At 47.9% G+C, this 24,959-nt stretch carries 15 protein-coding genes and 2 tRNA genes; 7 read left to right on the forward strand and 10 right to left on the reverse strand.

Translation table 11 applies throughout. The features are described from left to right. The first annotated feature begins 410 nt into the window (after positions 1–410). The 5 genes from gltB (AKJ31_RS10270) to AKJ31_RS10290 all read left to right on the forward strand — a co-directional run bounded on the left by gltB (AKJ31_RS10270) (position 411) and on the right by AKJ31_RS10290 (position 13,295). Positions 411–4,952 (forward strand): glutamate synthase large subunit, encoded by a 4,542-nt coding sequence (gltB, locus tag AKJ31_RS10270; protein WP_053409001.1) that lies wholly within the window; start codon positions 411–413, stop codon positions 4,950–4,952. Beyond that, the gene (locus tag AKJ31_RS10275) at positions 4,952–6,421 is read left to right on the forward strand and encodes a glutamate synthase subunit beta (RefSeq protein WP_053409002.1); all 1,470 of its coding nucleotides are present in this window, start codon (positions 4,952–4,954) and stop codon (positions 6,419–6,421) included. The genes gltB (AKJ31_RS10270) and AKJ31_RS10275 overlap by 1 nt, the downstream gene beginning before the upstream one ends. A gap of 431 nt (positions 6,422–6,852) precedes the next feature. After that, positions 6,853–11,316 carry a glutamate synthase large subunit gene (gene gltB, locus AKJ31_RS10280; RefSeq protein ID WP_053409003.1) on the forward strand — a complete coding sequence of 1,488 codons (4,464 nt, stop codon included), beginning with the start codon at positions 6,853–6,855 and terminating at the stop codon, positions 11,314–11,316. A gap of 20 nt (positions 11,317–11,336) precedes the next feature. Further along, entirely contained in the window at positions 11,337–12,749 is a 1,413-nt protein-coding gene (locus AKJ31_RS10285; RefSeq protein ID WP_053409004.1) for an FAD-dependent oxidoreductase, read from the forward strand. Between the two features lie 117 nt (positions 12,750–12,866). Next, positions 12,867–13,295, forward strand: a complete 429-nt coding sequence (locus AKJ31_RS10290) for a DUF1499 domain-containing protein (protein WP_053409005.1) — start codon at positions 12,867–12,869, stop codon at positions 13,293–13,295. A gap of 54 nt (positions 13,296–13,349) precedes the next feature. On the opposite strand, the gene truB is transcribed toward AKJ31_RS10290, so the two are convergent. The 10 genes from truB to ubiT all read right to left on the reverse strand — a co-directional run bounded on the left by truB (position 13,350) and on the right by ubiT (position 21,574). Then, positions 13,350–14,288, reverse strand: coding sequence for a tRNA pseudouridine(55) synthase TruB (gene truB / locus AKJ31_RS10295; RefSeq protein WP_053409006.1), 939 nt, complete (start codon positions 14,286–14,288; stop codon positions 13,350–13,352). After that, entirely contained in the window at positions 14,288–14,683 is a 396-nt protein-coding gene (gene rbfA, locus AKJ31_RS10300) for a 30S ribosome-binding factor RbfA (protein WP_053396652.1), read from the reverse strand. Before rbfA ends, truB begins: the two co-directional genes overlap by 1 nt. A 114-nt stretch (positions 14,684–14,797) precedes the next feature. Beyond that, positions 14,798–17,509 (reverse strand): translation initiation factor IF-2, encoded by a 2,712-nt coding sequence (gene infB, locus AKJ31_RS10305; protein WP_053409007.1) that lies wholly within the window; start codon positions 17,507–17,509, stop codon positions 14,798–14,800. Positions 17,510–17,532: 23 nt separating this feature from the next. Next, positions 17,533–19,020 carry a transcription termination factor NusA gene (nusA, locus tag AKJ31_RS10310; protein WP_053409008.1) on the reverse strand — a complete coding sequence of 496 codons (1,488 nt, stop codon included), beginning with the start codon at positions 19,018–19,020 and terminating at the stop codon, positions 17,533–17,535. 24 nt (positions 19,021–19,044) lie between these two features. Next, positions 19,045–19,500: a ribosome maturation factor RimP gene (gene rimP / locus AKJ31_RS10315; RefSeq protein WP_053409009.1), complete on the reverse strand. Its 456-nt coding sequence runs from the start codon at positions 19,498–19,500 to the stop codon at positions 19,045–19,047. A 219-nt stretch (positions 19,501–19,719) separates the two neighbouring features. Next, positions 19,720–19,796, reverse strand: a tRNA-Met gene (locus AKJ31_RS10320). Positions 19,797–19,854: 58 nt separating this feature from the next. Beyond that, positions 19,855–19,938, reverse strand: a tRNA-Leu gene (locus tag AKJ31_RS10325). Between the two features lie 15 nt (positions 19,939–19,953). After that, positions 19,954–20,286, reverse strand: coding sequence for a preprotein translocase subunit SecG (gene secG / locus AKJ31_RS10330; protein WP_053409010.1), 333 nt, complete (start codon positions 20,284–20,286; stop codon positions 19,954–19,956). Positions 20,287–20,559: 273 nt separating this feature from the next. Beyond that, positions 20,560–21,063, reverse strand: a complete 504-nt coding sequence (locus AKJ31_RS10335) for a GNAT family N-acetyltransferase (protein ID WP_053409011.1) — start codon at positions 21,061–21,063, stop codon at positions 20,560–20,562. Next, positions 21,047–21,574, reverse strand: a complete 528-nt coding sequence (gene ubiT / locus AKJ31_RS10340) for a ubiquinone anaerobic biosynthesis accessory factor UbiT (protein WP_053409012.1) — start codon at positions 21,572–21,574, stop codon at positions 21,047–21,049. Before ubiT ends, AKJ31_RS10335 begins: the two co-directional genes overlap by 17 nt. A 197-nt stretch (positions 21,575–21,771) precedes the next feature. Here ubiT and AKJ31_RS10345 point away from each other — a divergent pair, with 197 nt between their 5' ends. Next, positions 21,772–23,811: a putative bifunctional diguanylate cyclase/phosphodiesterase gene (locus tag AKJ31_RS10345; protein ID WP_053409013.1), complete on the forward strand. Its 2,040-nt coding sequence runs from the start codon at positions 21,772–21,774 to the stop codon at positions 23,809–23,811. Between the two features lie 115 nt (positions 23,812–23,926). Then, positions 23,927–24,940 (forward strand): ubiquinone anaerobic biosynthesis protein UbiU, encoded by a 1,014-nt coding sequence (ubiU, locus tag AKJ31_RS10350; protein WP_053409014.1) that lies wholly within the window; start codon positions 23,927–23,929, stop codon positions 24,938–24,940. Positions 24,941–24,959 lie beyond the last annotated feature (19 nt).

Consider the following 24,959-nt stretch of genomic DNA (forward strand, 5'->3'; position numbering starts at 1 on the left):
ATAAACATTCATAAAACTGGCTAATAAGGCAAATGTTACGCAAAAGTTAAACATATTATCAAAATAATAACCCCAAAAAAGTGGGCGACAAGACGATTTTTGATTGCATTAGAAGTGGACAAAATTGTAGGATACTTTCAGTTTTTAGTAATTTTTGTGTTTTTTATTACACAATCAATAACTAAAACTTCGGTGATATTCCCCTCCCACCTATATAAATCACTGGATAGTGATACTTAAAAAACGGATATCACCAAGGATTGTTTATCTCGCAATATTTTTCCTGCGAGAAGCGGAATGGACTCAAAGCCTCCAACCTAGGAAGGCTTCGAATCATAAAAATAAAGGACAGGTCGTAAAGTCAGTTTCGACTCGCACTTTCACGCCTACTGAACTGGAAGGATGTATCTATGGTAGATAGAGAGCAAAAAGCCCAAGGTCTTTATACTCCTGAGCTGGAGCACGACGCTTGTGGTATCGGTTTTGTTGCTCACCTAAAAAACCGTAAATCTCACGAAGTAGTAACCCAAGCACTCGACATGCTAGCGCGTATGGAACACCGCGGCGGTCAAGGCTGTGACCCATGTAGTGGTGACGGCGCAGGTATCTTGCTACAAAAACCTCACGAATTTCTTTTGGAAGAAGCGGTTAAACTTGGTATTAAACTGCCTTCTTTCGAAAAATACGGTGTCGGCGTGGTGTTGTTCCCGAAAGACGAACACAAACGCGCGCAATGCCGTGACATTCTAGAACGCAACGCAAAACGTCTTGACCTAGAAGTACTCGGTTACCGTGTACTGCCAACAGACAATTCAATGATCGGTGCTGACCCGTTAAGCACTGAACCTCAGTTTGAGCACGTATTTGTCTCTGGTGGTCCAAGCACAACACCTGAAGAACTCGAGCGTAAGCTATACGTACTACGTAACTACACGGTACGTGTTTGTCTAGAAAGCGTGTCTAACATTGGCGATGACTTTTACATCAACTCAATGTCTTACAAGACGCTGGTTTACAAAGGCCAGCTAACCACAGAGCAAGTACCGCAATACTTCCTAGACTTACAAAACCCGACGATGGTGACAGCGCTCGCTCTTGTACACTCTCGTTTCTCTACCAATACATTCCCTAAATGGCGTTTGGCGCAGCCTTTCCGTTACATTGCCCACAACGGTGAGATCAACACCGTGCGCGGTAACTTGAACTGGATGAAAGCACGCGAAGCGATCATTCAATCGGATCTGTTTACTCAAGCAGAGATCGATATGTTGTTGCCAATTTGTCAGGAAGGCAGCTCAGATTCATCGAACTTCGATATGGCGCTAGAACTACTTGTTCTTTCTGGCCGTACACTGCCACATGCATTGATGATGATGATTCCTGAAGCATGGCAAGAAAATAAGAACATGGATCCAAAACGTCGCGCGTTCTACCAATACCACGCGAACATCATGGAACCATGGGATGGCCCGGCTTCTGTTTGTTTCACCGATGGTGTTCAAGTTGGTGCAACACTTGACCGTAACGGCCTGCGCCCTTCACGCTACACAGTGACCAAAGACGATTTCCTAGTAATGGCGTCAGAGTCAGGTGTTGTTGAAATTGCACCAGAAAACGTTGAATTCCGTGGTCGTCTGCAGCCAGGTCGTATCTTCGTCGCTGACCTAGAGCAAGGTCGAATCATCTCTGATGAAGAAGTGAAAGACAGCATCGCGACGGCTCAACCATACGAAAAATGGGTGGAAGAAAACCTACTCAGCCTGAATAAGCTGCCTGCCGCAGACAGCGTGCACAGCCAGCCAAACCCAGAGCGTGTGCTTCACCGCCAGCAAGCGTTTGGTATCACGTCTGAAGAAGTTAACGAGATCATCGTACCGATGGCCAACGAAGGTAAAGAGCCTTTATCCGCGATGGGTGCAGACTGGCCGTTGGCAGTGCTTTCACACCAATCTCAACACCTTTCAAACTACTTTAAGCAGCTATTTGCTCAGGTAACCAACCCGCCGATCGACCCGATTCGCGAGCGCATGGTCATGTCACTGAACACTTACATCGGTAAAGATCAGAACCTGCTAGCAGAATCACCAATTCACTGTCGTAAGGTAGAGTTGGAATCACCAGTCATCTCAAACTCTGAGCTAGAGAAACTGCGTGCCATCGATAACGAGCACTTACAAGCGAAAACGCTTGATATCGTATTCCAAGCGAGCGAAGACGAAGGCAAACTCGAGCGCGCTCTAAAACGTATTTGCCAATACGCAGAAGATGCAGTGGTTGACGGCTACTCAATCATCGTATTGACCGACCGTGCCGTGAACTCAAACCATGCAGCGATTCCAGCCATGCTGGCTGTTGGCGCGGTTCACCACCACTTGATCCGTAAAGGTCTACGTGCGAAATGTGGCATCGTGGTGGAAACCGGTGATGCGCGTGAAACCCACCACTTCGCAACGCTCGTTGGCTACGGTGCAAACGCAGTTAACCCGTACATGGTGATCGAAACCATCATCGACCTACAGCGCAAGAAAAAACTGGATTCAGACGCCGACCCTCGTGATCTATTCAACAACTACCGCAAAGCGATCAACGGCGGTCTGTTGAAGATCTTCTCGAAGATGGGCATCTCTACACTCCAGTCTTACCACGGTGCGCAGATCTTTGAAGCATTGGGTATCAGCAAATCTGTGGTTGAGAAATACTTCACCGGTACGGTTTCGCGTATCCAAGGTCTAACGCTAGACGACATCGCCAAAGAAGTGTTAATCCGTCACCGTGTGGGTTACCCAACACGTGAAATCCCAGTACAGATTCTTGATGTGGGCGGTGTTTATCAGTGGAAACAACGTGGCGAACGTCACTTGTTCAACCCAGAAACGATTTCTCTGCTACAACAATCGACTCGCAACAAAGATTACTCTCAGTTTAAGCAATACGCTGATGCAGTAGATAAGCAAGGAGACAAAGCAGTCACACTACGTAGCCAGCTTGAGTTTGTGAAAAATCCAGCGGGTAGTGTTCCGTTGTCTGAAGTCGAACCAATCGAGAGCATCGTTAAACGTTTTGCGACTGGCGCAATGTCATTCGGTTCTATCTCATACGAAGCGCACTCTACCCTAGCTGTGGCGATGAACCGCTTAGGCGCGAAGTCGAACTCAGGTGAAGGTGGCGAAGACCCAATGCGTTTCGAACGTAAAGAAAACGGCGATTGGGAACGCTCAGCGATTAAACAGGTAGCTTCAGGTCGTTTTGGCGTTACCTCTTACTACCTAACCAACGCTGACGAGCTACAAATTAAGATGGCTCAAGGCGCGAAACCAGGTGAAGGCGGTCAGCTACCGGGTGATAAAGTGGATGACTGGATCGGTGCAACGCGTCACTCGACTCCGGGTGTCGGTCTTATTTCTCCACCACCACACCACGATATCTACTCAATCGAAGATTTGGCTCAGCTGATCTACGATTTGAAGAACGCTAACCGCGCAGGCCGCGTTAACGTGAAACTGGTATCCGAAGCGGGTGTCGGAACTATCGCATCGGGCGTAGCAAAAGCAAAAGCAGATGTAGTGCTTATCGCAGGTTTCGACGGCGGTACAGGTGCATCGCCAATGTCTTCAATCCGCCATACTGGTCTTCCGTGGGAGCTGGGTCTGGCAGAAACTCACCAAACGCTACTCAAGAACGGTCTACGTAACCGTATCGTGGTTCAAGCTGATGGTCAGATGAAGACTCCGCGCGACTTAGCCGTTGCAACACTATTAGGTGCGGAAGAATGGGGCGTCGCAACCGCAGCCTTAGTGGTTGAAGGTTGTATCATGATGCGTAAGTGTCATAAGAACACCTGCCCAGTTGGTATCGCAACCCAAAACAAGACATTACGTGAGCGTTTTGATGGCCGCGTAGAAGACGTCGTGACCTTCTTCCAATACATGGCTGAAGGCCTGCGTGAAATCATGGCTGAGCTGGGTTTCCGCACTATCGACGAAATGGTTGGTCAGGGTCAGAAACTGAAAGTTCGCCAAGACATCAGCCACTGGAAATACAAGAACCTTGACCTGACTCCAGTTCTACACGTTGAGCAAGCTCGCGAGCTAGACGGTGTGTACAACCAGACTCAACAAAACCACAACCTAGAACAAGTACTAGACCGCCAGTTGATTCAAGCGGCGATTCCAGCACTTGAGAAAGGTGAAGCAGTCAACGCAGCGTTCCCGATCATCAACACTGACCGCTCTGCAGGTACTATGCTATCGAACGAAATTTCGAAAGTGTACAAAGACCAAGGTCTACCTAAGCCAATGAACGTCAAGTTCACCGGATCTGCTGGTCAATCTTTCGGTGCTTTCCTAGCGAAAGGCGTCAAGTTTGAAGTCGAAGGCGATGCGAACGATTACTGGGGTAAAGGCCTGTCAGGCGGCACCTTAGTGCTGTACCCAGATTCAAATTCAAGCATCGTCGCAGAAGACAACATCGTGGTTGGTAACGTGTGTTTCTACGGCGCGACTTCAGGTGAGTCATACATCCGTGGTATGGCGGGTGAGCGTTTCTGTGTTCGTAACTCTGGTGCGAAGGTTGTTGTTGAAGGTATCGGTGACCACGGCTGTGAATACATGACTGGCGGTGTGGCTGTGATCCTTGGCTCAACCGGGCGTAACTTCGCCGCGGGTATGAGTGGCGGTGTCGCATACGTTTGGGATAAGTCGGGTGATTTTGAATCCAAGCTAAACGCCGAGTTGGTTGACCTAGACCCAATCGAACAGGAAGACAAAGAACTACTACTTGATATGCTGACCAAGCATGTCGAATTCACAGGAAGTGAAGTTGCTCAATCGTTCCTTGCTAACTTTGAAGAGAGCTTGCAAAGCTTGGTGAAAGTCATGCCACGTGACTACAAAGCAGTGCTTCAAAAACGCAAGGCAGAAGCAGCACAACAACAAGAAGCGGAGGCAGTGTAATGGGTAAGCCTACTGGATTTTTAGAGCACGGTCGTGAATTACCACAAAAGATCGACCCTGCTGAACGTATTAAGAACAACAAAGAGTTCGTTCTTAACGAAGAGTTTGGTGACAAGATCAATACACAAGCTTCGCGTTGTATGGATTGTGGCGTGCCGTTTTGTCATAACGGCTGTCCAATCGGCAACATCATTCCAGAGTTTAACGATGCTGTGTACCGCGATAGCTGGGAAGAAGCGTGGAACATTCTGAGTACCACCAACAACTTCCCTGAGTTTACTGGTCGCGTGTGCCCTGCTCCGTGTGAAAGCGCGTGTGTTTTGGGCATCAACCAAGACCCAATCACGATTTGTAATATCGAGAAAACCATCGTTGAGACCGCTTACCGTGAAGGTTACGCGAAGCCAAAAACGCCACGCACTCGTACGGGTAAAACCGTCGCGATTATCGGTAGTGGCCCTGCTGGCCTAGCAGCGGCAGAGCAGCTAAACAGCGCGGGACACCACGTAACCGTATTTGAGCGTGACGAAAAAGTCGGTGGTCTACTACGTTTCGGTATTCCTGATTTCAAATTGAGTATGGAAGTTATCGACCGCAAAATTAACCTAATGGCGGAAGCAGGCGTTGAATTCAAAGTAAACCAGCACATCGGTGTTGACGTGAACGCACAACAACTGCGTCAAGAGTTCGATGTTGTGTTGCTGACCGGTGGTTCAACCGTACCTCGCGACCTACCAGTCCCTGGTCGTGAGCTGAATGGCGTTTATTTTGCGATGCAATTCCTTGCTCAGAACAACCGCCGCGCAAACAACATGGATCTGAAAGGTGAAGAAATTCACGCAGCGGGCAAACATGTTGTCGTCATCGGTGGTGGTGATACAGGCTCTGACTGTGTCGGTACATCAAATCGCCACGGTGCGGCGAGTGTCACACAGGTAGAGATCATGCCGATCCCACCAGAGAAGCGTCCAGCCAATATGCCTTGGCCGCAATACCCGATGATCCTGCGTACCTCGACGTCTCATGAAGAAGGGGTCGATCGTCATTGGAACATCCTAACCAAAGAGTTTATCGGTAATGACAAAGGCGAAGTGACTGGCCTGCGTATTGCGGATATCGTTTGGGAAGAGGCGAAGCCTGGCGAGCGTCCAAACTTCAAAGAAGTGGAAGGCAGTGAGCGCGTGATCCCATGTGACATGGCTTTCCTTGCAATGGGCTTCCTACACCCAGAGCCAACTGGTGTACTGGCACAATTGGATATTGCTTTGGATGAGCGCGGCAACGTTGCCACTCAAGACTTCCAAACCAACCAAGCAGGCGTGTTTGCCGCTGGCGATATGCGTACTGGTCAATCTTTGGTCGTGCGTTGTATCAATGAAGGCCGTGAGTGTGCTCGCGCTGTCGATCAGTACTTAATGGGTAACACTAACCTAGAGGCCAAAGCAGATTCTTTAATGCTTTCGGCTTAACACGATCTCAGCCAGAACCAGCAAACCTTGAATGGTTCTGGCTGAATCAACATAAGTAATCATTCCTTCCAAACTTTTTTATTTGACCAGCACAATGTGCTGGTCTTTTTTATTGTCCCAACATCCATTTGTTGCAAAAATGTAACAATAAAAAATCTATCTCGCTGATATATAAAAAGTTTTCTAGGGTATTACGTGGTAAATCCGATACTTACGTGATTATCCACCAAAAACTTGACCTTTTTCATAATAAGCTATACGTTGTGAAGTCGATGAAAATGAATTTGTCGATTATTGTAAAACTATAACAAAGTATTTTTTGCATTCTTATGCAGAATTTAACAATTTGAAAGCATAGTTAGTCATACATACCAACCCTTTTGATGTTGGTAGTTCTGTCTGGAAGACAGCGAAGCAAAGGGAGAATTGCAATGGCTCTTTATGATCCAAGTCTTGAGAAAGACAACTGTGGATTTGGTTTGATTGCGCACATGGAAGGTGAACCGAGCCATAAACTGGTTCGAACCGCAATCTCGGCTCTTGACCGCATGACCCACCGTGGCGGTATCGCCGCGGACGGTAAAACCGGTGATGGCTGTGGTCTACTACTACAAAAGCCCGACTCATATTTACGCCTTATCGCGGAAGAAAACGGTTTCAACCTAGGCAAACAATACGCCGTAGGTATGATTTTCTTTAGCCCAGATCCGGTTAAGGCTCAATCTTCAAAAGATATTATTAACAAAGAGTTAGCTCAAGAAACTCTGACTATCGCAGGTTGGCGAGAAGTACCAACTAACGCGGAAGTGCTAGGCCCAATTGCACTCAACTCTTTACCCAATATCCAGCAAGTATTCATTTCCGCTCCCGCAGGATGGCGTGAGCGAGACATTGAACGTCGCTTGTATATCGCACGCCGACGCATTGAAAAACAAATCACTGACGACAGCGATTTCTATATCTGTAGCCTCTCGACTCAAGTGATGGTCTATAAAGGTCTATGTATGCCAGCCGACTTACCGCGCTTCTACTTAGACCTTGCTGACCTACGCATGGAATCGGCTATCTGTTTGTTCCACCAGCGTTTTTCAACCAACACTCAACCTCGTTGGCCATTGGCTCAACCGTTCCGTTATTTAGCGCACAACGGTGAAATCAATACCATCGAAGGTAACCGCCAATGGGCGCGCGCTCGCGCCTACAAGTTTTCCTCGCCACTGTTGCCAGACTTACAAACCGCCGCGCCATTTGTGAACGAGACTGGCTCGGATTCGTCGAGTCTGGATAATATGCTCGACTTGTTCTTAGCTGGCGGCATGGATATCTTCCGTGCGATGCGTATGCTGGTTCCGCCTGCGTGGCAAAATCACCCAGACATGGACGCCGACTTGCGTGCTTTCTATGACTTTAACTCGAAGCACATGGAACCGTGGGATGGCCCAGCAGGGATTGTCCTCTCTGATGGTCGCTACGCTGCGTGTAACTTAGACCGTAACGGTCTTCGCCCAGCACGCTATGTGATCACCAAGGACAAGCTGATTACACTCGCTTCTGAAGTCGGTATTTGGGATTACGCGCCTGATGAAGTCGCCGAGAAAGGCCGAGTGGGTCCTGGCGAATTGCTGGTTGTCGATACGCGTCGTGGCAAGTTGTGGCAATCAAGCGAAATCGATAACGACCTGAAAGGCCGTCATCCTTATCGCGAGTGGATGGAAAACAACGTCCACAAGCTGACACCATTCTCTGAGTTGCCAGAAGACCAAGTTGGTGAACGAAACTTTGATAGCGACCTGCTCAAGACTTACCAGAAGCAGTTTGCAATGACTAACGAAGAAGTCGACCAAGTGCTGCGAGTACTCGGTGATATGGGTCAAGAAGCGGTCGGCTCTATGGGTGACGATACGCCGATGGCGGTACTGTCTTCGAAAGAGCGTCTGGTGACCGATTACTTCCGTCAGAAGTTCGCTCAGGTAACAAACCCGCCGATTGACCCGTTACGTGAAAAACACGTGATGTCACTCGCGACCAGCATCGGTCAGGAGATGAACGTCTTCTGTGAAACCGATGGCCATGCGCATCGTGTGACGTTTGATTCTCCGGTACTGCTTTATTCTGATATGCAGCAGCTATTAGAACTGGCGGATGCGCACTATCGCAATACTATTCTCGACATTAACTACGACCCAAGCGAGAAAGATCTCAAACAAGCACTTACGGACTTGTGTGACCAAGCGACCCAAGTGGTACGCGAAGGGACAGTCTTAGTCGTGCTCTCTGACCGCGCTCTAGTTAAAGGCAAATTACCTATCCCAGCAGCGATGGCAGTCGGCGCAGTGCAGACACGTCTAATCGAAGAGAATTTGCGTTGTGATGCCAATATCATTGTAGAAACCGCCACCGCGCGTGATCCTCACCAATTTGCCGTATTACTCGGCTTCGGTGCGACAGCGGTGTATCCATACCTTGCGTATGAAGCGCTAGGTAAACTCATCGACGACGGCGCGCTCGATAAGAGCTATCGTGACGTGATGCAGAACTACCAATACGGCATCAACAAAGGTCTGTACAAGATCATGTCGAAAATGGGTATTTCTACCGTGGCGTCTTACCGCTGCTCACAATTGTTTGAAGCGGTTGGCCTTAGCCAAGATGTGGTCGATTTGTGTTTTGCTGGTGTCACGACTCGTATCCAGGGTGCAAGTTTTGAAGATTTCCAACAAGACCTGTTCAACCTGTCACGCAAAGCGTGGGCGAAACGTAAAGCGATTGAACACGGCGGCCTGCTGAAATACGTCCACGGCGGCGAATATCATGCTTACAACCCAGACGTGGTCGGCACACTACAAACAGCAGTGAAATCGGGCGAAAGCTCAGACTATAAGAGCTTTGCCAAACAGGTTAACCAACGCCCTATCGCGATGCTGCGCGATATGATGAAGTTGAAAAAGTCTGACCAACCACTGCCACTGGAAAAAATTGAGCCGGCAAGCGACCTGTTCAAACGCTTTGACTCAGCAGCAATGTCAATCGGCGCTTTAAGCCCTGAAGCGCACGAAGCGCTAGCAATGGCGATGAACCGCTTAGGCGGCTACTCCAACTCTGGTGAAGGTGGTGAAGACCCACGCCGCTTTGGTACCGAGCGCAACTCACGTATTAAGCAGATCGCTTCTGGCCGTTTCGGTGTGACGCCTCATTACTTAACTAATGCCGACGTGCTGCAGATTAAAGTCGCCCAAGGTGCGAAACCGGGCGAAGGTGGTCAGCTTCCAGGTCATAAAGTTACTGCTGAGATCGCTAAACTGCGTTACTCGGTGCAGGGCGTGACCTTGATTTCCCCTCCTCCGCACCACGACATTTACTCGATTGAAGATTTAGCTCAGCTAATTTTCGATTTGAAGCAAGTAAACCCACAAGCGCTCGTCTCGGTGAAGCTAGTGTCGGAACCGGGTGTCGGTACGATTGCAACGGGTGTCGCAAAGGCGTACGCCGACTTAATTACCATCTCTGGTTACGATGGCGGTACGGCAGCGAGCCCACTGACATCAGTCAAATACGCGGGTTGTCCGTGGGAACTCGGCTTGGCTGAAACGCAACAAGCACTGGTTGCCAATGGTCTACGTCATAAGATTCGCCTTCAGGTCGATGGCGGTCTGAAAACGGGCCTAGACGTGGTGAAAGCAGCTATTTTGGGTGCCGAAAGCTTCGGTTTTGGTACAGCGCCTATGGTGGCGATGGGATGTAAATTCCTACGTATCTGCCACCTTAACAACTGTGCGACGGGCGTTGCGACTCAAGACGAAACACTGCGTAACGAGTTCTTCAAAGGCTTACCAGAAATGGTGATCAACTACTTCACTGGTCTAGCAGAAGAAGTCCGCGAACTGCTCGCAGAACTAGGCGTAGAAAAGCTGACCGACCTAATTGGTCGCACCGACTTACTTGAAGCGGTACAGGGTATGACGGCGAAACAGTCGAAGCTCGACCTATCCAATATTTTGGAAGCGCCGGTATCAGCGGAAGGTCATCCACTATTTTGGAGTGAACCAAACCAACCGTTTGATAAAGCGGAACTAAACCAGAAAATGGTTGAAGACGCGCTGGCAGCGGTCGAAGCAGGACAATCGGCAAGCTACTTCTACAAAGTCATCAATACAGACCGCTCGGTGGGCGCTCGTCTATCTGGTGAAATTGCTAAACGCTACGGCAACCAAGGCATGGCTGCCTCACCAATCAAGATCCACCTTGACGGTACCGCTGGTCAATCATTCGGTGTGTGGAACGCGGGTGGTGTAGAACTGTACCTGACAGGCGATGCGAACGATTACGTCGGCAAAGGTATGGCGGGTGGTAAGATTGTTATCAAACCTCACCTTGGTACGGCGTTCAAATGTAATGAAGCAACGATTATCGGTAACACTTGTTTGTACGGCGCAACGGGCGGCAAACTGTTTGCAGCCGGTACCGCAGGTGAACGTTTTGGCGTACGTAACTCTGGCACTATCGCGGTGATCGAGGGTGCTGGCGATAACGCATGTGAATACATGACTGGCGGTATTGTTGCGATTCTTGGTGCGACAGGGGTGAACTTTGGCGCAGGTATGACGGGCGGTTTCGCTTATGTACTGGACAAGAACGATGACTTTACTGGTCGCGTCAACAATGAGTCGGTCGAAGCTATTTCGCTATCTGAGCTGTACATTCACCAAGAACACCTGCGTGGTTTGATAGCCGAGCATCTTGAAGAGACAGGCTCATCTTACGCAGAGAATATCTTAGCGAACTTTGATGAATGGATTCCAAAGTTCTACCTAGTGAAACCACAAGCAGCGGATCTTAACACGCTGTTGGGCCATCAAAGTCGTAGCGCAGCAGAACTACGCGTTCAAGCACAGTAATCATGGAGGATGTCTGAATCATGAGCCAGAACGTATACCAATTTATCGATGTACAGCGCGTAGATCCTGCGAAGAAGCCACTTAAGGTACGTAAGATCGAGTTCGTTGAAATCTATGAACCTTTCACCAAACAACAAGCGACCGCTCAGGCGGATCGCTGTTTGGATTGCGGTAACCCTTACTGTGAATGGAAATGCCCTGTTCACAACTACATTCCTCAATGGCTCAAACTTGCCAATGAGGGACGTATTTTAGAAGCGGTGGAGCTTTCTCACCAAACTAACAGCTTACCTGAAGTTTGTGGCCGAGTGTGTCCGCAAGACCGCCTGTGTGAAGGTTCGTGTACGCTGAACGACGACTTTGGCGCGGTAACTATCGGTAATATCGAAAAATACATAACAGATAAAGCTTTTGAAATGGGCTGGAAACCAGACATGTCAAATGTGGAATGGACCGATAAGAAAGTCGCGGTCATCGGTGCTGGCCCTGCAGGTCTTGCCGCCGCGGATGTTCTCGTGCGTAACGGCGTCAAACCAGTGGTGTTCGACCGCTACCCTGAGATCGGTGGCCTGCTGACGTTTGGTATCCCGTCTTTCAAGCTTGAGAAAGGCGTAATGGAAAACCGTCGCCGCGTATTCAGTGAGATGGGTGTCGAGTTCCGCATGAACGTTGAAGTTGGTAAAGACGTGCAGATGCAGGATCTTATCGATGAGTACGATGCGGTGTTCTTGGGCGTTGGCACTTACAAGTACATGCGTGCAGGTTTGCCAAACGAAGACGCGACTGGTGTTTACGATGCACTGCCTTTCTTGATTTCCAACACCTACAAGGTGATGAACCTCAAAGACGACCAGCCATTTATCGACATGACAGGAAAGAAAGTCGTCGTGCTTGGTGGTGGTGATACCGCGATGGACTGCGTACGTACTTCAGTTCGACAGGGGGCGTCTAACGTTATCTGTGCTTACCGTCGCGACGAAGCCAACATGCCAGGCTCTCGCCGTGAGGTGAAAAACGCGAAAGAAGAAGGCGTGAACTTTATGTTTAACCTTCAACCGCTGGGTATCGAAGTCAACGCTTCAGGCCAAGTGTCTGGGGTGAAAGTCGTGAAAACCGCACTTGGTGAGCCTGATGAAGCAGGTCGTCGCCGTCCAGAGCCTGTTCCGGGTAGTGAGCATGTACTCGACGCCGACGTGGTTATCATGGCGTTTGGCTTCCAACCACACAAAATGGAGTGGTTAGAACCGTATGGCGTCGATTTGGACCAATGGGGACGCATCAAAGCGCCTGTTGAGCAAGAGTTCATGTATCAAACCAGCAACTCGAAAATCTTCGCCGGTGGTGATGCGGTCCGTGGTTCAGATTTGGTGGTCACCGCCATTGACGAAGGTCGAAAAGCGGCAGAAGGTATTATGGATTACCTTGAGGTGTAAACCATTGAGATAAGCGAGACGTTACAAAGGCTGATATGCATACATCAGCCTTTTTATTTGATTTATTCTTAGCGTTGCGCTCTATAATAAGGCTAAACCAGAATAAGGACATCAATGATGAAACGACCCGCTCTCCTCGCTCTTTCATTGTTCGCACTCGCCGCCTGTAGCCAAGGAGTATCGACCATGACCGACCGCACGACGACACCATGTGGCGACAAACCTAACTGTGTCTCGACACAAGACGAACGTGAACAATTTGCCCTTGCTCCATTTACCCTGACTCTCGATGCCAATATCGACAAAGTAGAACAGGCCGCACTTCAACTCCCCGGCGCCAAAACTGCGGTAAAGGACGACGGTTACTTGCGCATCGAATGCACATCCAGAATCATGCGTTTTGTTGATGACTTAGAGCTGCGTATCCACGATGGACAGTTAATCGTCCGTTCAGAGTCTCGCGTTGGTTACTCTGACTTTGGCGTCAACCGAAAGCGCGCCGAACAGCTAAGAGCACTGCTGAACGAACAAGGCTTGATTCGATAGCCATAAAAAAACCGAAGCCAAAGCTTCGGTTTTTTTGTTCTGAGCGAACGAGATTTAATCACGAAATACGACAAGACGTTTAGGTGCAATCTTACCGTCATCGTTCATCTCACCCACACCGATAAACAGCTTTTCTTCACCCATCGTCAGGCGAACCGGGCCTTCTGTCGGTACACCGAATACCTGTACCGGCTGCCCATGTTGAACCATGTTCGCCAAATCAGGTATCAGATTAACTTCTGGTAAATCTTCAACCGCGGTATCCATTGGCATCAGAAGTGGGTCGAGCAATTCACGCGGTGCTTTTTCTTCACGATGCGCTTGCTCTAGTAGCTCGTTCAGTTGCTCTAGTGTCACCATCTTTTCGTATGGGTACTTAGCAACCGCAGTGCGACGCAGCATAGTCACGTGAGCACCACAACCCAGCATCTCACCCAAATCGTCGACGATTGTACGAATGTAAGTACCTTTTGAGCAGTGTACTTCCATCTCGACTTCATCGCCTTCGAAGCGATGCAGTATGATTTCGTAAACGGTGATTTTGCGCGATTCACGCGGTACTTCGATACCTTGACGAGCATACTCATAAAGTGGCTTACCTTGGTATTTCAGTGCCGAGAACATCGATGGGATTTGGTCCGATTCACCACGGAACTTATCGATGCACGCTTCCAGCTTCGTCAGTTCAACATCAACGGGACGTGTCTCAACCACTTCACCGTCAGAGTCTGACGTATTGGTGCGTTCGCCTAGTTTAGCAATCACTCGGTAGCGTTTGTCTGAATCGAGCAAAAACTGCGAGAACTTGGTCGCTTCACCAAGACAGATCGGCAACATACCCGTCGCCAACGGGTCAAGTGCGCCGGTATGGCCTGCTTTTTCAGCAAAGTAAATACGCTTTACTTTTTGCAGTGCGTCGTTAGACGAAATCCCGGTAGGTTTATCCAGCAGGATCACACCATCGATAGGACGACCTTTACGACGACGAGCCATTATTCCTCGTCCTCACGGCCAGAATCTTTCTGCTTCTGTTTATCTGTCTGCACAACTTCAGTCACAAGGTTAGACATACGCATACCTTCAACCAAAGTGTTGTCGTAGTAGAAACGAATTTCTGGCGTCAGGCGTAGACGAATACGCTTACCCAACATCATGCGGATGTGGACTTCGTGCTCACGCAATGCTTCCAGACAAGACTCTGGCGTTTGCTCACCAACGCATAGGAAAGTCACGAACACTTTCGCGTAAGCAAGGTCACGAGAAACCTCAACATCAGAGATCGTTACCATACCGAGACGAGAATCACGCACTTCACGTTGCAGGATCATCGCCAATTCTTTTTGCAGCTGCTGAGATACGCGCTGCGTGCGGCTAAATTCTTTTGACATATCTTTTCTCACAAATAGAAAGAATGGGGGGATGGTCAACCCAGCCCCCCATGGTGTATTCAACAACCAATTACCACTTAATCTTTATTAGACATCGTGAGTAATTTTAGTCAATTAGTCTAGAGTACGTTTGATTTCAACGATTTCGAATACTTCGATCTGGTCGCCTACGCGAACGTCGTTGTAGTTCTTAACGCCGATACCACACTCGTAACCATTTTTAACTTCTTGAACGTCATCTTTAAAGCGACGTAGTGACTCTAGTTCACCTTCGTAGATAACAACGTTATCACGTAGAACGCGAATTGGGTTGTTACGCTTAATCAGACCTTCAGTAACCATACAACCTGCGATTGCACCCAGTTTCGGTGACTTAAATACGTCACGAACTTCAGCAAGACCAATGATCTCTTGCTTGAATTCTGGAGCAAGCATACCGCCCATCGCTTGTTTCACTTCGTCGATTAGCTGGTAGATGATTGAGTAGTAACGTAGATCAACACTTGCAGCTTCAATCGCGCGGCGAGCAGATGCATCAGCACGAACGTTAAAGCCAAGGATGATTGCGTTAGACGCTTCAGCAAGTACTGCGTCAGTCTCTGTGATACCACCAACACCAGAACCAACGATGTTCACTTTAACTTCGTCAGTAGATAGTTTCAGTAGTGAGTCAGAGATTGCTTCCACAGAACCCTGTACGTCAGCTTTCAGTACTACGTTTAGTTCAGCAACTTCACCAGCAGCCATGTTAGAGAACATGTTCTCTAGCTTAGATTTCTGCTGACGAGCTAGTTTAACTTCACGGAACTTACCTGCACGGTAGTTTGCAACTTCACGCGCTTTACGCTCATCACGTACAACTGTCGCTTCGTCACCTGAAGAAGGCACACCAGAAAGACCTAGGATCTCTACTGGGATAGATGGACCAGCTTCAGTGATCTCTTGACCTAGTTCGTCGCGCATTGCACGAACACGGCCGTATTCTTGACCACAAAGTACGATGTCACCCTTGCGCAGAGTACCTGACTGAACAAGTACTGTAGCAACTGGACCGCGACCTTTATCAAGACGAGATTCAACAACCACACCAGACGCCATGCCATCAGCAACAGCAGTCAGCTCTAGAACTTCTGATTGAAGCAAAATAGCTTCTAGAAGACCATCGATGTTAGTACCCTGTTTCGCAGAGATGTGAACAAACATGTTCTCACCGCCCCACTCCTCAGGAATAACGTCGTATTGAGCTAGCTCGTTCTTAACGTTGTCTGGGTTCGCATCTTCTTTATCGATCTTGTTCACAGCAACAATCAGAGGTACGCCCGCCGCTTTCGCGTGCTGGATAGCTTCGATTGTTTGAGGCATTACACCATCGTCTGCCGCTACAACAAGTACAACGATATCGGTCGCTTGAGCACCACGAGCACGCATTGCAGTAAATGCCGCGTGTCCAGGAGTATCAAGGAACGTGATCATGCCGTTGTCAGTTTCTACGTGGTAAGCACCGATGTGCTGTGTAATACCACCCGCTTCGCCAGATGCAACGTGTGTACGACGGATGTAGTCAAGCGTCGATGTTTTACCGTGGTCAACGTGACCCATGATAGTAACAACTGGTGCACGAGGTGTTGCTTCTGCGTCGCTGTCACGATCGCTTAGTACCGCTTCTTCTAGCTCGTTTTCTTTACGAAGAATAACCTTGTGACCCATCTCTTCAGCGATTAGCTGAGCAGTTTCTTGGTCGATCACTTGGTTGATAGTCGCCATAGCGCCCATCTTCATCATCGCTTTGATCACTTCTGTTGCTTTAACAGACATTTTGCTAGCAAGCTCTGAAACCACAATGGTTTCACCGATAACAACATCAGACTTAGCAACAGTCGCTGTCTTATCGAATGCTTGTTGCATTGAAGTCGGCTTCGCTAGTTTACCTTTGCCGCGAGCTTTGCCGCCACGTGGGTTACGACCAGCGCGGTTTTGATCGTTGCTCTTAGTAGAAGCTGCCTTCTTCTTCTTGCGACGACCACCTTCTTCACGACGATCTGCTTCATCTTCGGCCTCACGTGCATATTGTGAAGTCGTTACATGGTAATCTGTATCTTCCATATCACCCTTTTTCTTTTCTGCAGCAGACCAACGCTCTTTATTCTTCTCAGCCAATTCGCGAGCTTCTTCAAGCTTGCGCTGACTTTCCTCTTCAGCCTTACGTTTAGCTTCTTCTTCCTGACGACGTTTAAGCTCGTCGGCCTCTTTTCGCGCTGCTTCTTGCTTTGATTTTTCTTCAGCTTCACGTTTTACATCTTCTGCACTACGTTCCACCTTCTCGGTTGCGTTACGCTTCGCTTTCTCTTCAGCTTCGCGTTTCGCCTTTTCTTCAGCTTCGCGTTTCGCTTTTTCTTCAGCTGCACGTTTTGCTGCTTCTTCAGCTTCACGTTTTGCCGCTTCTTCGGCTTCACGTTTTGCTGCTTCTTCAGCTTCACGTTGCGCTGCTTCTTCAGCTTCACGTTTTGCTTCGTCTTCGATTGCACTGCGCTTCACGTAGGTACGTTTCTTGCGCACTTCAACCTGAACATTCTTACTCTTGCCACCACCAGCATTTACACTTAGCGTACTGCGAGTTTTACGTTGCAGAGTCAAGCGAGTTGGCGCAGCGTCACCAGAAGTGTCGCCGTGCTCTTTCTTAAGGTGAGTCAGCAACTGTTGCTTCTCATCTTCAGTAATCTGATCGTTGCTCGCTTTCTTCATGCCAGCATCAGCAAGTTGCTCTACTAAGCGGTCCACTGGTGTACCAATTTCTTCACTCAATGCTTTAACAGTCATTTGTGTCATGCCGCTTCCTCCTTGCTGAAAAATTATGCGTCTTCGCCGAACCAACAGATGTTACGAGCAGCCATGATTAGCTCGCCAGCACGTTCTTCGGTTAGACCTTCAATACCTTCTAGGTCATCAATACCTTGGTCAGCGAGATCTTCTAGGGTTGCTACACCTTTCGCTGCAAGTTTGAATGCCATCTCACGCTCAAGACCTTCAAGAGAAAGTAGGTCTTCAGCTGGCTCTACACCTTCAAAAGACTCTTCTTTAGCAAGAGCAATTGTAGTTAGAGCTTCTTTTGCACGGTTACGTAGTTCTTCAACTAGGTCTTCGTCTAGACCGTCTACTTCGAGTAGTTCGTTAACCGGTACGTATGCAATTTCTTCTAGAGTAGAGAAGCCTTCTTCAACCAGCAGTTGAGCAAAGTCTTCTTCGATGTCTAGGTACTTCATAAAGTTTTCGATAGAAGCTTGAGATTCTTCAGCGTGTTTCTTCTGAAGATCTTCAACTGTCATTACGTTCAGTTCCCAGCCTGTTAGCTGAGACGCTAGACGAACGTTTTGACCGTTACGACCGATAGCTTGCGCTAGGTTGTCTGCTTCTACTGCGATGTCCATTGCGTGTGCGTCTTCATCAACGATGATTGAAGCCACATCTGCAGGAGCCATTGCGTTGATAACGAATTGCGCTGGGTTATCGTCCCAAAGAACGATATCGATACGCTCGCCACCTAGTTCACCCGATACAGCTTGTACACGTGCACCACGCATACCAACACACGCACCTACAGGGTCGATACGTTTGTCATTAGTCTTCACTGCAATTTTAGCGCGTGAACCTGGATCGCGTGCTGCACCTTTCAGTTCGATGATTTCTTCTGCGATTTCTGGTACTTCAACGCGGAACAGTTCAGCAAGCATTTCAGGCTTAGAACGAGTAATGAATAGCTGGAAGCCACGAGCTTCTGGTGCTACACGGTATAGAAGACCACGTACACGGTCGCCTGGGCGGAAGTTTTCGCGTGGAAGTTGGTCATCACGTAGGATTACCGCTTCTGCGTTGTTGCCTAGGTCTAGTACCACAGTGTCACGGTTAACTTTCTTAACCACACCTGTCACTAGCTCACCTTCGTTATCGATGAACTGTTCTACGATTTGCGCGCGCTCTGCTTCACGTACTTTCTGTACGATTACTTGTTTCGCAGTTTGCGTCGTAATACGGTCAAATGTTACAGACTCGATTTCATCTTCAATGTAATCACCTAGCTCGATTGAGTCGTCGTCGTAACGTGCTGCATCAAGAGAAATCTCTTTAGTTGGATGCTCAACGTCTTCTACCACCAACCAACGACGGTAAGTTACGAATTCACCCGTTTTGCGGTCGATTTCTACACGTACATCGATTTCGATTTCGTGCTTTTTCTTTGTAGATGTAGCTAGTGCGATTTCTAGTGCTTCAAAGATTCGCTCACGAGGTACCGCTTTTTCATTCGATACCGCTTCTGCTACCGCTAAAATTTCTTTACTCATTTTAAATAGCCTCTAAGACTCTGCTTAAAATTTAGGGATCAGGTTAGCTTTAGAAATGTTGCTTAATGCAAACTCTTCATCATTACCATCAACGGTAACAGTGACCGTCTCACCATCCACAGAATGGATAACACCTTTCCACTTGCGGCGGTTACCAACAGCCATTTTCAAAACGATGTTTACCTCATGACCAACGAATTGCTCATAATGTGCAGCTTTGAAAAGTGGTCTTTCTAAACCTGGAGAAGACACTTCTAGGTTGTAAGCCACAGTGATTGGATCTTCAACGTCCATAACCGCACTGACCTGATGGCTAACTTCTGCACAGTCATCGACTGTGATGCCATTTTCGTGGTCAATATAAATACGTAGCGTTGAATGTTCGCCTGCGCGAATAAATTCTAATCCAACTAACTCATAACCTGATGCCGCTACTGGAGCTTCAAGCATTTCAGTAAGTTGTCTTTCTAAACCAGTCATTTAAACCACCCCAGAAACAAAAAAAGGGCTCAGAGCCCAATTTAAATTCCAAGCACTCTCTAAATTTCTCAGTAAGGAAATTTAGATAACAAAAAACCCCGAAAGTCGGGGTTTTTTGTTGCTGGACCCTGATGTGTTAAGTATTAAAGTTACTTAACTCACAGTGCTAACACTGTGCAAACTTGTCCACTTCCACTTTTCTATAAAAGAAAAGGAGATTGGTTGCGGGGGCCGGATTTGAACCGACGACCTTCGGGTTATGAGCCCGACGAGCTACCAAGCTGCTCCACCCCGCGTCCGACTTGCCGAGCATTATACGCGCTCTACAAGGTGTTTTACAAGTTTGTAAATCAATGGTGCCGAGAGAGGGACTCGAACCCTCACACCTAAGGTACTAGCACCTCATGCTAGCGTGTCTACCAATTTCACCATCTCGGCAGCTAAATCTTTAGCTTATTGAGGAATTTCGCTGCTCTCTTGAGCTGGAACTTCACTCACGCTATCAGCTTGTTCGATAACTTGACCTTGAGTCGGGTCAACCCACTGAGATTCAGTTTTATGAGTTGACATGTTACCTAGTACTAGGCTGATAACAAAAAATGCTGTTGCAAAAATTGCAGTCATTCGGGTTAGGAAGTTTCCTGAGCCGCTTGCGCCAAACACTGTGTTTGATGCGCCTGCACCGAATGAGGCTCCCATATCTGCGCCTTTACCTTGTTGAATCAACACGAGGCCGATTACACCAATCGCTGCCAACAGGTAAATCACAAGTAGAACTGTAAACATTATTTCCACCTATGTTCCAAATTGTTGAGCCAGCGCCGCTCGAAATGACATTTCAGAACAAGGCTAGCGACCTCCTTTCCGAAGGCGGAGCAATACTAGCGAAACGCTCTAACGCTGACAAGAGATAATTACTAAAAAAACATACTAACAGCGTCAAACGGTCAAAAAAAGGACAAAAACTTACTTTTATCCGTCTATGGCTCGCACTAGGGCTAGTTTGTCGTGTTTGGTGCCGCTGCGATTACTCACCCAGCACCGGAATAGAGAACTTTATTAAAGTTCAGAAAACTCAGGGCAATATTCAATTAAGCCGCTACGGCCACTAAACTCACCATCGCGCAACGCAATCACCTGAAACGCGCCAGCAGGTACTTCCCATCGGCAACGCATATTGTGCTTTTCGCTTGCAACAAAACCGAAACGGCCGTAGTAGTTTGGATCGCCAAGCACAACACAAGCTGGATAACCTAACTCTTTCAACGAGGCAAAAGCTTCTTCTACCAATAGTTTCGCTACGCCTTGGCGACGGTACTCTTCTTTAACCGCTAATGGCGCAAGACCTTGCCAACTGTCATCTTGACCATCAAGTGTAACTGGGCTAAACAGCGCGTATCCTACGACTTCACCGTTATCATTGGCCGCAACCAGCGATAGTGTGCGATTTCCGTTTTCTCTTAGTTTCATGACTAAGTTTGCTTCCGCTTCTGTTTCAAAAGCAGATTTCAATAATTGGTCAACGGCAAGGATATCAGCCGGAGCTTCAGTTCGAATAAGCATTTACTACCTCACTTTGTGTGGAAGGCGATTGTAAGCCTTTATATACAAAGTCGGCTAGTTGATTTAACAAAGTTTGTAACGGCTTTGGCATTGCTTCAAGATCGACACTGTCCATTAGGTTCTTCACTTCTAAACCTAATTCTGTGTCTCCTTCAATAGAAAGACGACGTTGGAAAAATAGCGTATCTGGGTCTTCTTTACGTCCAGCGATCAATACCAAGTCGTTTAGGTTACCACTAAACGCGACGTCTTCTTGTTGAACTTGGTCAGCCACAATCAGCTTTTCATCTTCGTAACTGATATACCAATCCAGGCGCATATCGACCACCGACACTTTTAGCCACTTGCCTTCAAGGAACTCGAAGTCACCGTCTTCAAGCGCTTCTTTGAAGGCCATTTTGAGCCCTTCCAACAAGGCTTTTTTTTGTACAGATTGAGGCAATAAGTGGACTGGAGATCGCAAAATTGAAGCGGCATTTTGAACTAGTTGAGTGCGAATCTTGTTAATCACGCGAATTATCCGTTACTTTGTTAATAGTAATCACGCATCATAGTAGATGTTCACAGGTCGATACCTGTCATTTATCAAAGAATCGACGTTAACCGGCTAAGTCTTTAATAACTAATAAATGCCAGCTATATTGTTAAGTTGAGATAATCCTTAAACTTATGGATTTCATTGCTCTTATGGAAATCGGTAACTCCTAAATGCTATCGCAACAACTACAGCACTGGTTTACAAAAATTACGGCTAACAGCCCATTTTTCTTTGCCATACTGGATCGCCAGCATAATTATTCGTTGGTCAATGGGCGCTATTGCGACATTTCAGGCTTGGCTGCCGACGAGCTGATCGGCATGCGTGATACACAAATCCTTGGCGAACAGTTTTACGGCCTGCTCAAACCTTATTATGATCGCGCGTTTGGTGGTGAAACTCTCGAAGCCGAAATCACTCTAGGCGAAATCGACCTCGAAACCAGTCTGCACTTTAGTTTGTCACCGATAGAAAATGATGGGCGCGTCGAGCACGTCATTTTTCACGCCATCGATACTTCCGAAAAACATATTCTGATCCGCTCTTTAGAAGAGTCGGAAGGAAAATACTCAACACTGACAACACTGCTGCCTGACGGCCTACTATTGGTCGAGGATGACTGCATTATTTCATCCAACCCTGCGGCAATCCGTCTATTAGGCTTTGATTCGATTCAAGATTTATTAGGTGAAAACCTTTCGCGCCTATTCATTGATGAAAAGACTAAAACGGTTTTCCCGACCTCATTTGCCGAGACATTGGGCGAAGCTCCGTTAACTTGTCTCACCGGGCCTCGCTGCGGTTTTGAGCGTAAAGTGCTGCTAAACGCCGACAACACTCTTGTTTTAGGCAGCAACTCCCAATTGGTATTGATTCAAGACGCGGAAGATACACCAAAGATTTTGTCGAAAAAATCGCATGAAGACGTCAATATCGACTCGCTTACCGGCTTGTACAACCGGTTTGGCTTCACCAAGCGATTAGAGCAATTGATTCACAACGAAACGCCGCTGATCCTGCTCTATCTGGATATCGATAACTTCAAGAACATCAACGACTCACTCGGTCATCATATTGGTGACAAAGTAATTAAAGAAGTCTCATCTCGTCTTAAGCGCCTTTTACCGAATAAGGCGGTACTAGGGCATTTAGGAGGCGATGAGTTTGGCATCATCCTGCCAGAACCAGATAACAACCGCATGGCTGAAATGTTGTCTGAACGGATTATCTCGCTGATCAACCAACCTTTCGATCTACACCATTTCAGCAAGCGACTTGCTTGTTCGATTGGTAGTGTCGCCTACCCTGGCGACGGCAACGACGCGCGTATTTTGCTACAGAATGCAGACACCGCGATGTACGAGGCCAAAGATCGAGGTCGCAATCGCCTGATCAAGTTCAACGATCAAATGAACAAAGAAGCGCGCATGCGTTTATGGCTCGAGATCGAGTTACAAAAAGCGCTGCAGCAAAACGGTTTAGAAGTTTGGTATCAACCTAAAGTCAACGCACGTGACTTCAGCATCAATGGCGCTGAAGCACTGATCCGCTGGAAACACCCGGTGGAAGGTTATATCAGCCCGAGTGCATTTATTCCTGTCGCAGAACGAGCCGGATTGATCGAGCACCTCGGCCGAGTGGTGATGCGTGAAGTATTCAACACGGTTAAGCGTTGGAAAATCCAAGGGATATTACCGGGCCGTGTCGCGATCAACCTGTCGCCAGAGCAGTTCGGCAACCCGAAACTGATCGATTATATGGAGAAACTTCTCCGCACCACAGAACTAGATTCTAGCTGCATTACTTTCGAGCTGACCGAAAGTGCGGTAATGAGTGATAGTGAGCATACTATACAAATGCTTAATGCGATCAAGAAGTTAGGTTTCTCACTTTCGATCGATGACTTTGGTACCGGCTATTCGTCGCTCTCTTATTTAGCACGTTTCCCCATTGACGAGCTTAAGATCGACCGCGCGTTTATTAGCGACCTAGATACCTTACCGAAACAGGTCACGGTGATCGAAAACATCATCAACTTGGGTAAATCACTCAACCTGACTGTCGTCGCCGAAGGTGTCGAAACTCAGCAGCAAGCCACTCTGCTGTCTAATCTCAACTGCCATTCAATTCAGGGTTTCCATTTCTATCGGCCTCAACCGAAACAAGAAGTGGAAGAGTTGTTCGCCCAGAACCGCCGCCATAAAAGCTAACTCCAATTGAGTATTTAGCCAAGAAACTCACTCAAACCTGCCTTACATCAAATTTGCCGTTCATAATTCTTCATAAAATGCTGGGCACTTTGAAGAGATAGTCTGGTAGAAAGCAATGGAACTCCTATGCCCAGCAGGAAATTTACCTGCACTAAAAACCGCCATTGATTGCGGTGCTGACGCGGTCTACATCGGATTTAAAGATGATACCAACGCACGCCATTTTGCGGGGTTAAACTTCACCGGTAAAAAGTTAGAAAAAGCGGTGCAGTACACTCACGACCACAACAAAAAAATCCACGTGGCGCTCAACACATTTGCCCACCCAGATGGATTCGAGCGCTGGACAGATGCGGTAGACAGAGCCGCGGATAACGGAGTGGATGCACTGATCGTCGCGGATATTGCGGTACTCGATTATGCCGCACGTAAACACCCAGATTTAGAGCTGCATCTTTCAGTACAAGCCTCCGCGACCAACGTACCTGCAATCGAGTTCTACAAGAACAACTTCAACGTAAAACGTGTGGTATTGCCGCGCGTTCTTTCGATTCATCAGGTTAAACAGCTATCTCGCAATATCACCAGCGATGTCGAGCTTGAAGTCTTTGCCTTTGGTAGCCTGTGCATCATGTCAGAGGGGCGTTGCTATCTATCGTCTTACATGACGGGCGAATCCCCTAACACCGTGGGCGCGTGCTCGCCAGCCAAATACGTACGCTGGCAAGAAACCGATCAGGGTTTAGAATCTCGTCTCAACGATATCCTGATCGACCGCTACAGTGCCGGTGAAAATGCTGGATACCCGACGTTGTGTAAAGGTCGTTTTATCGCTGAATTGGACGGTGAGAAAAAACGCTACCACGCGCTAGAAGAGCCCACCAGTTTGAACACCCTCTCGATGCTGCCAGAACTGTTTGCGGCCAACGTTGCATCGGTCAAGATTGAAGGTCGCCAACGCAGTCCTGCCTATGTTGAACAAGTGACTCGTACTTGGCGCGCCGCAATTGACCGCTACCAAGCGAATCCTGAAGCATATCAAGTTGAAGCCGCTTGGGATGCCGCACTAGCAAACGTCTCCGAGGGCACTCAAACCACTCTCGGTGCTTACCACCGCAAATGGCAGTAGAGGTAATAATGGAAAACAA

This window comes from Vibrio hepatarius, assembly GCF_001274785.1.
In the GTDB taxonomy this organism is placed as follows: Bacteria; Pseudomonadota; Gammaproteobacteria; order Enterobacterales; family Vibrionaceae; genus Vibrio; species Vibrio hepatarius.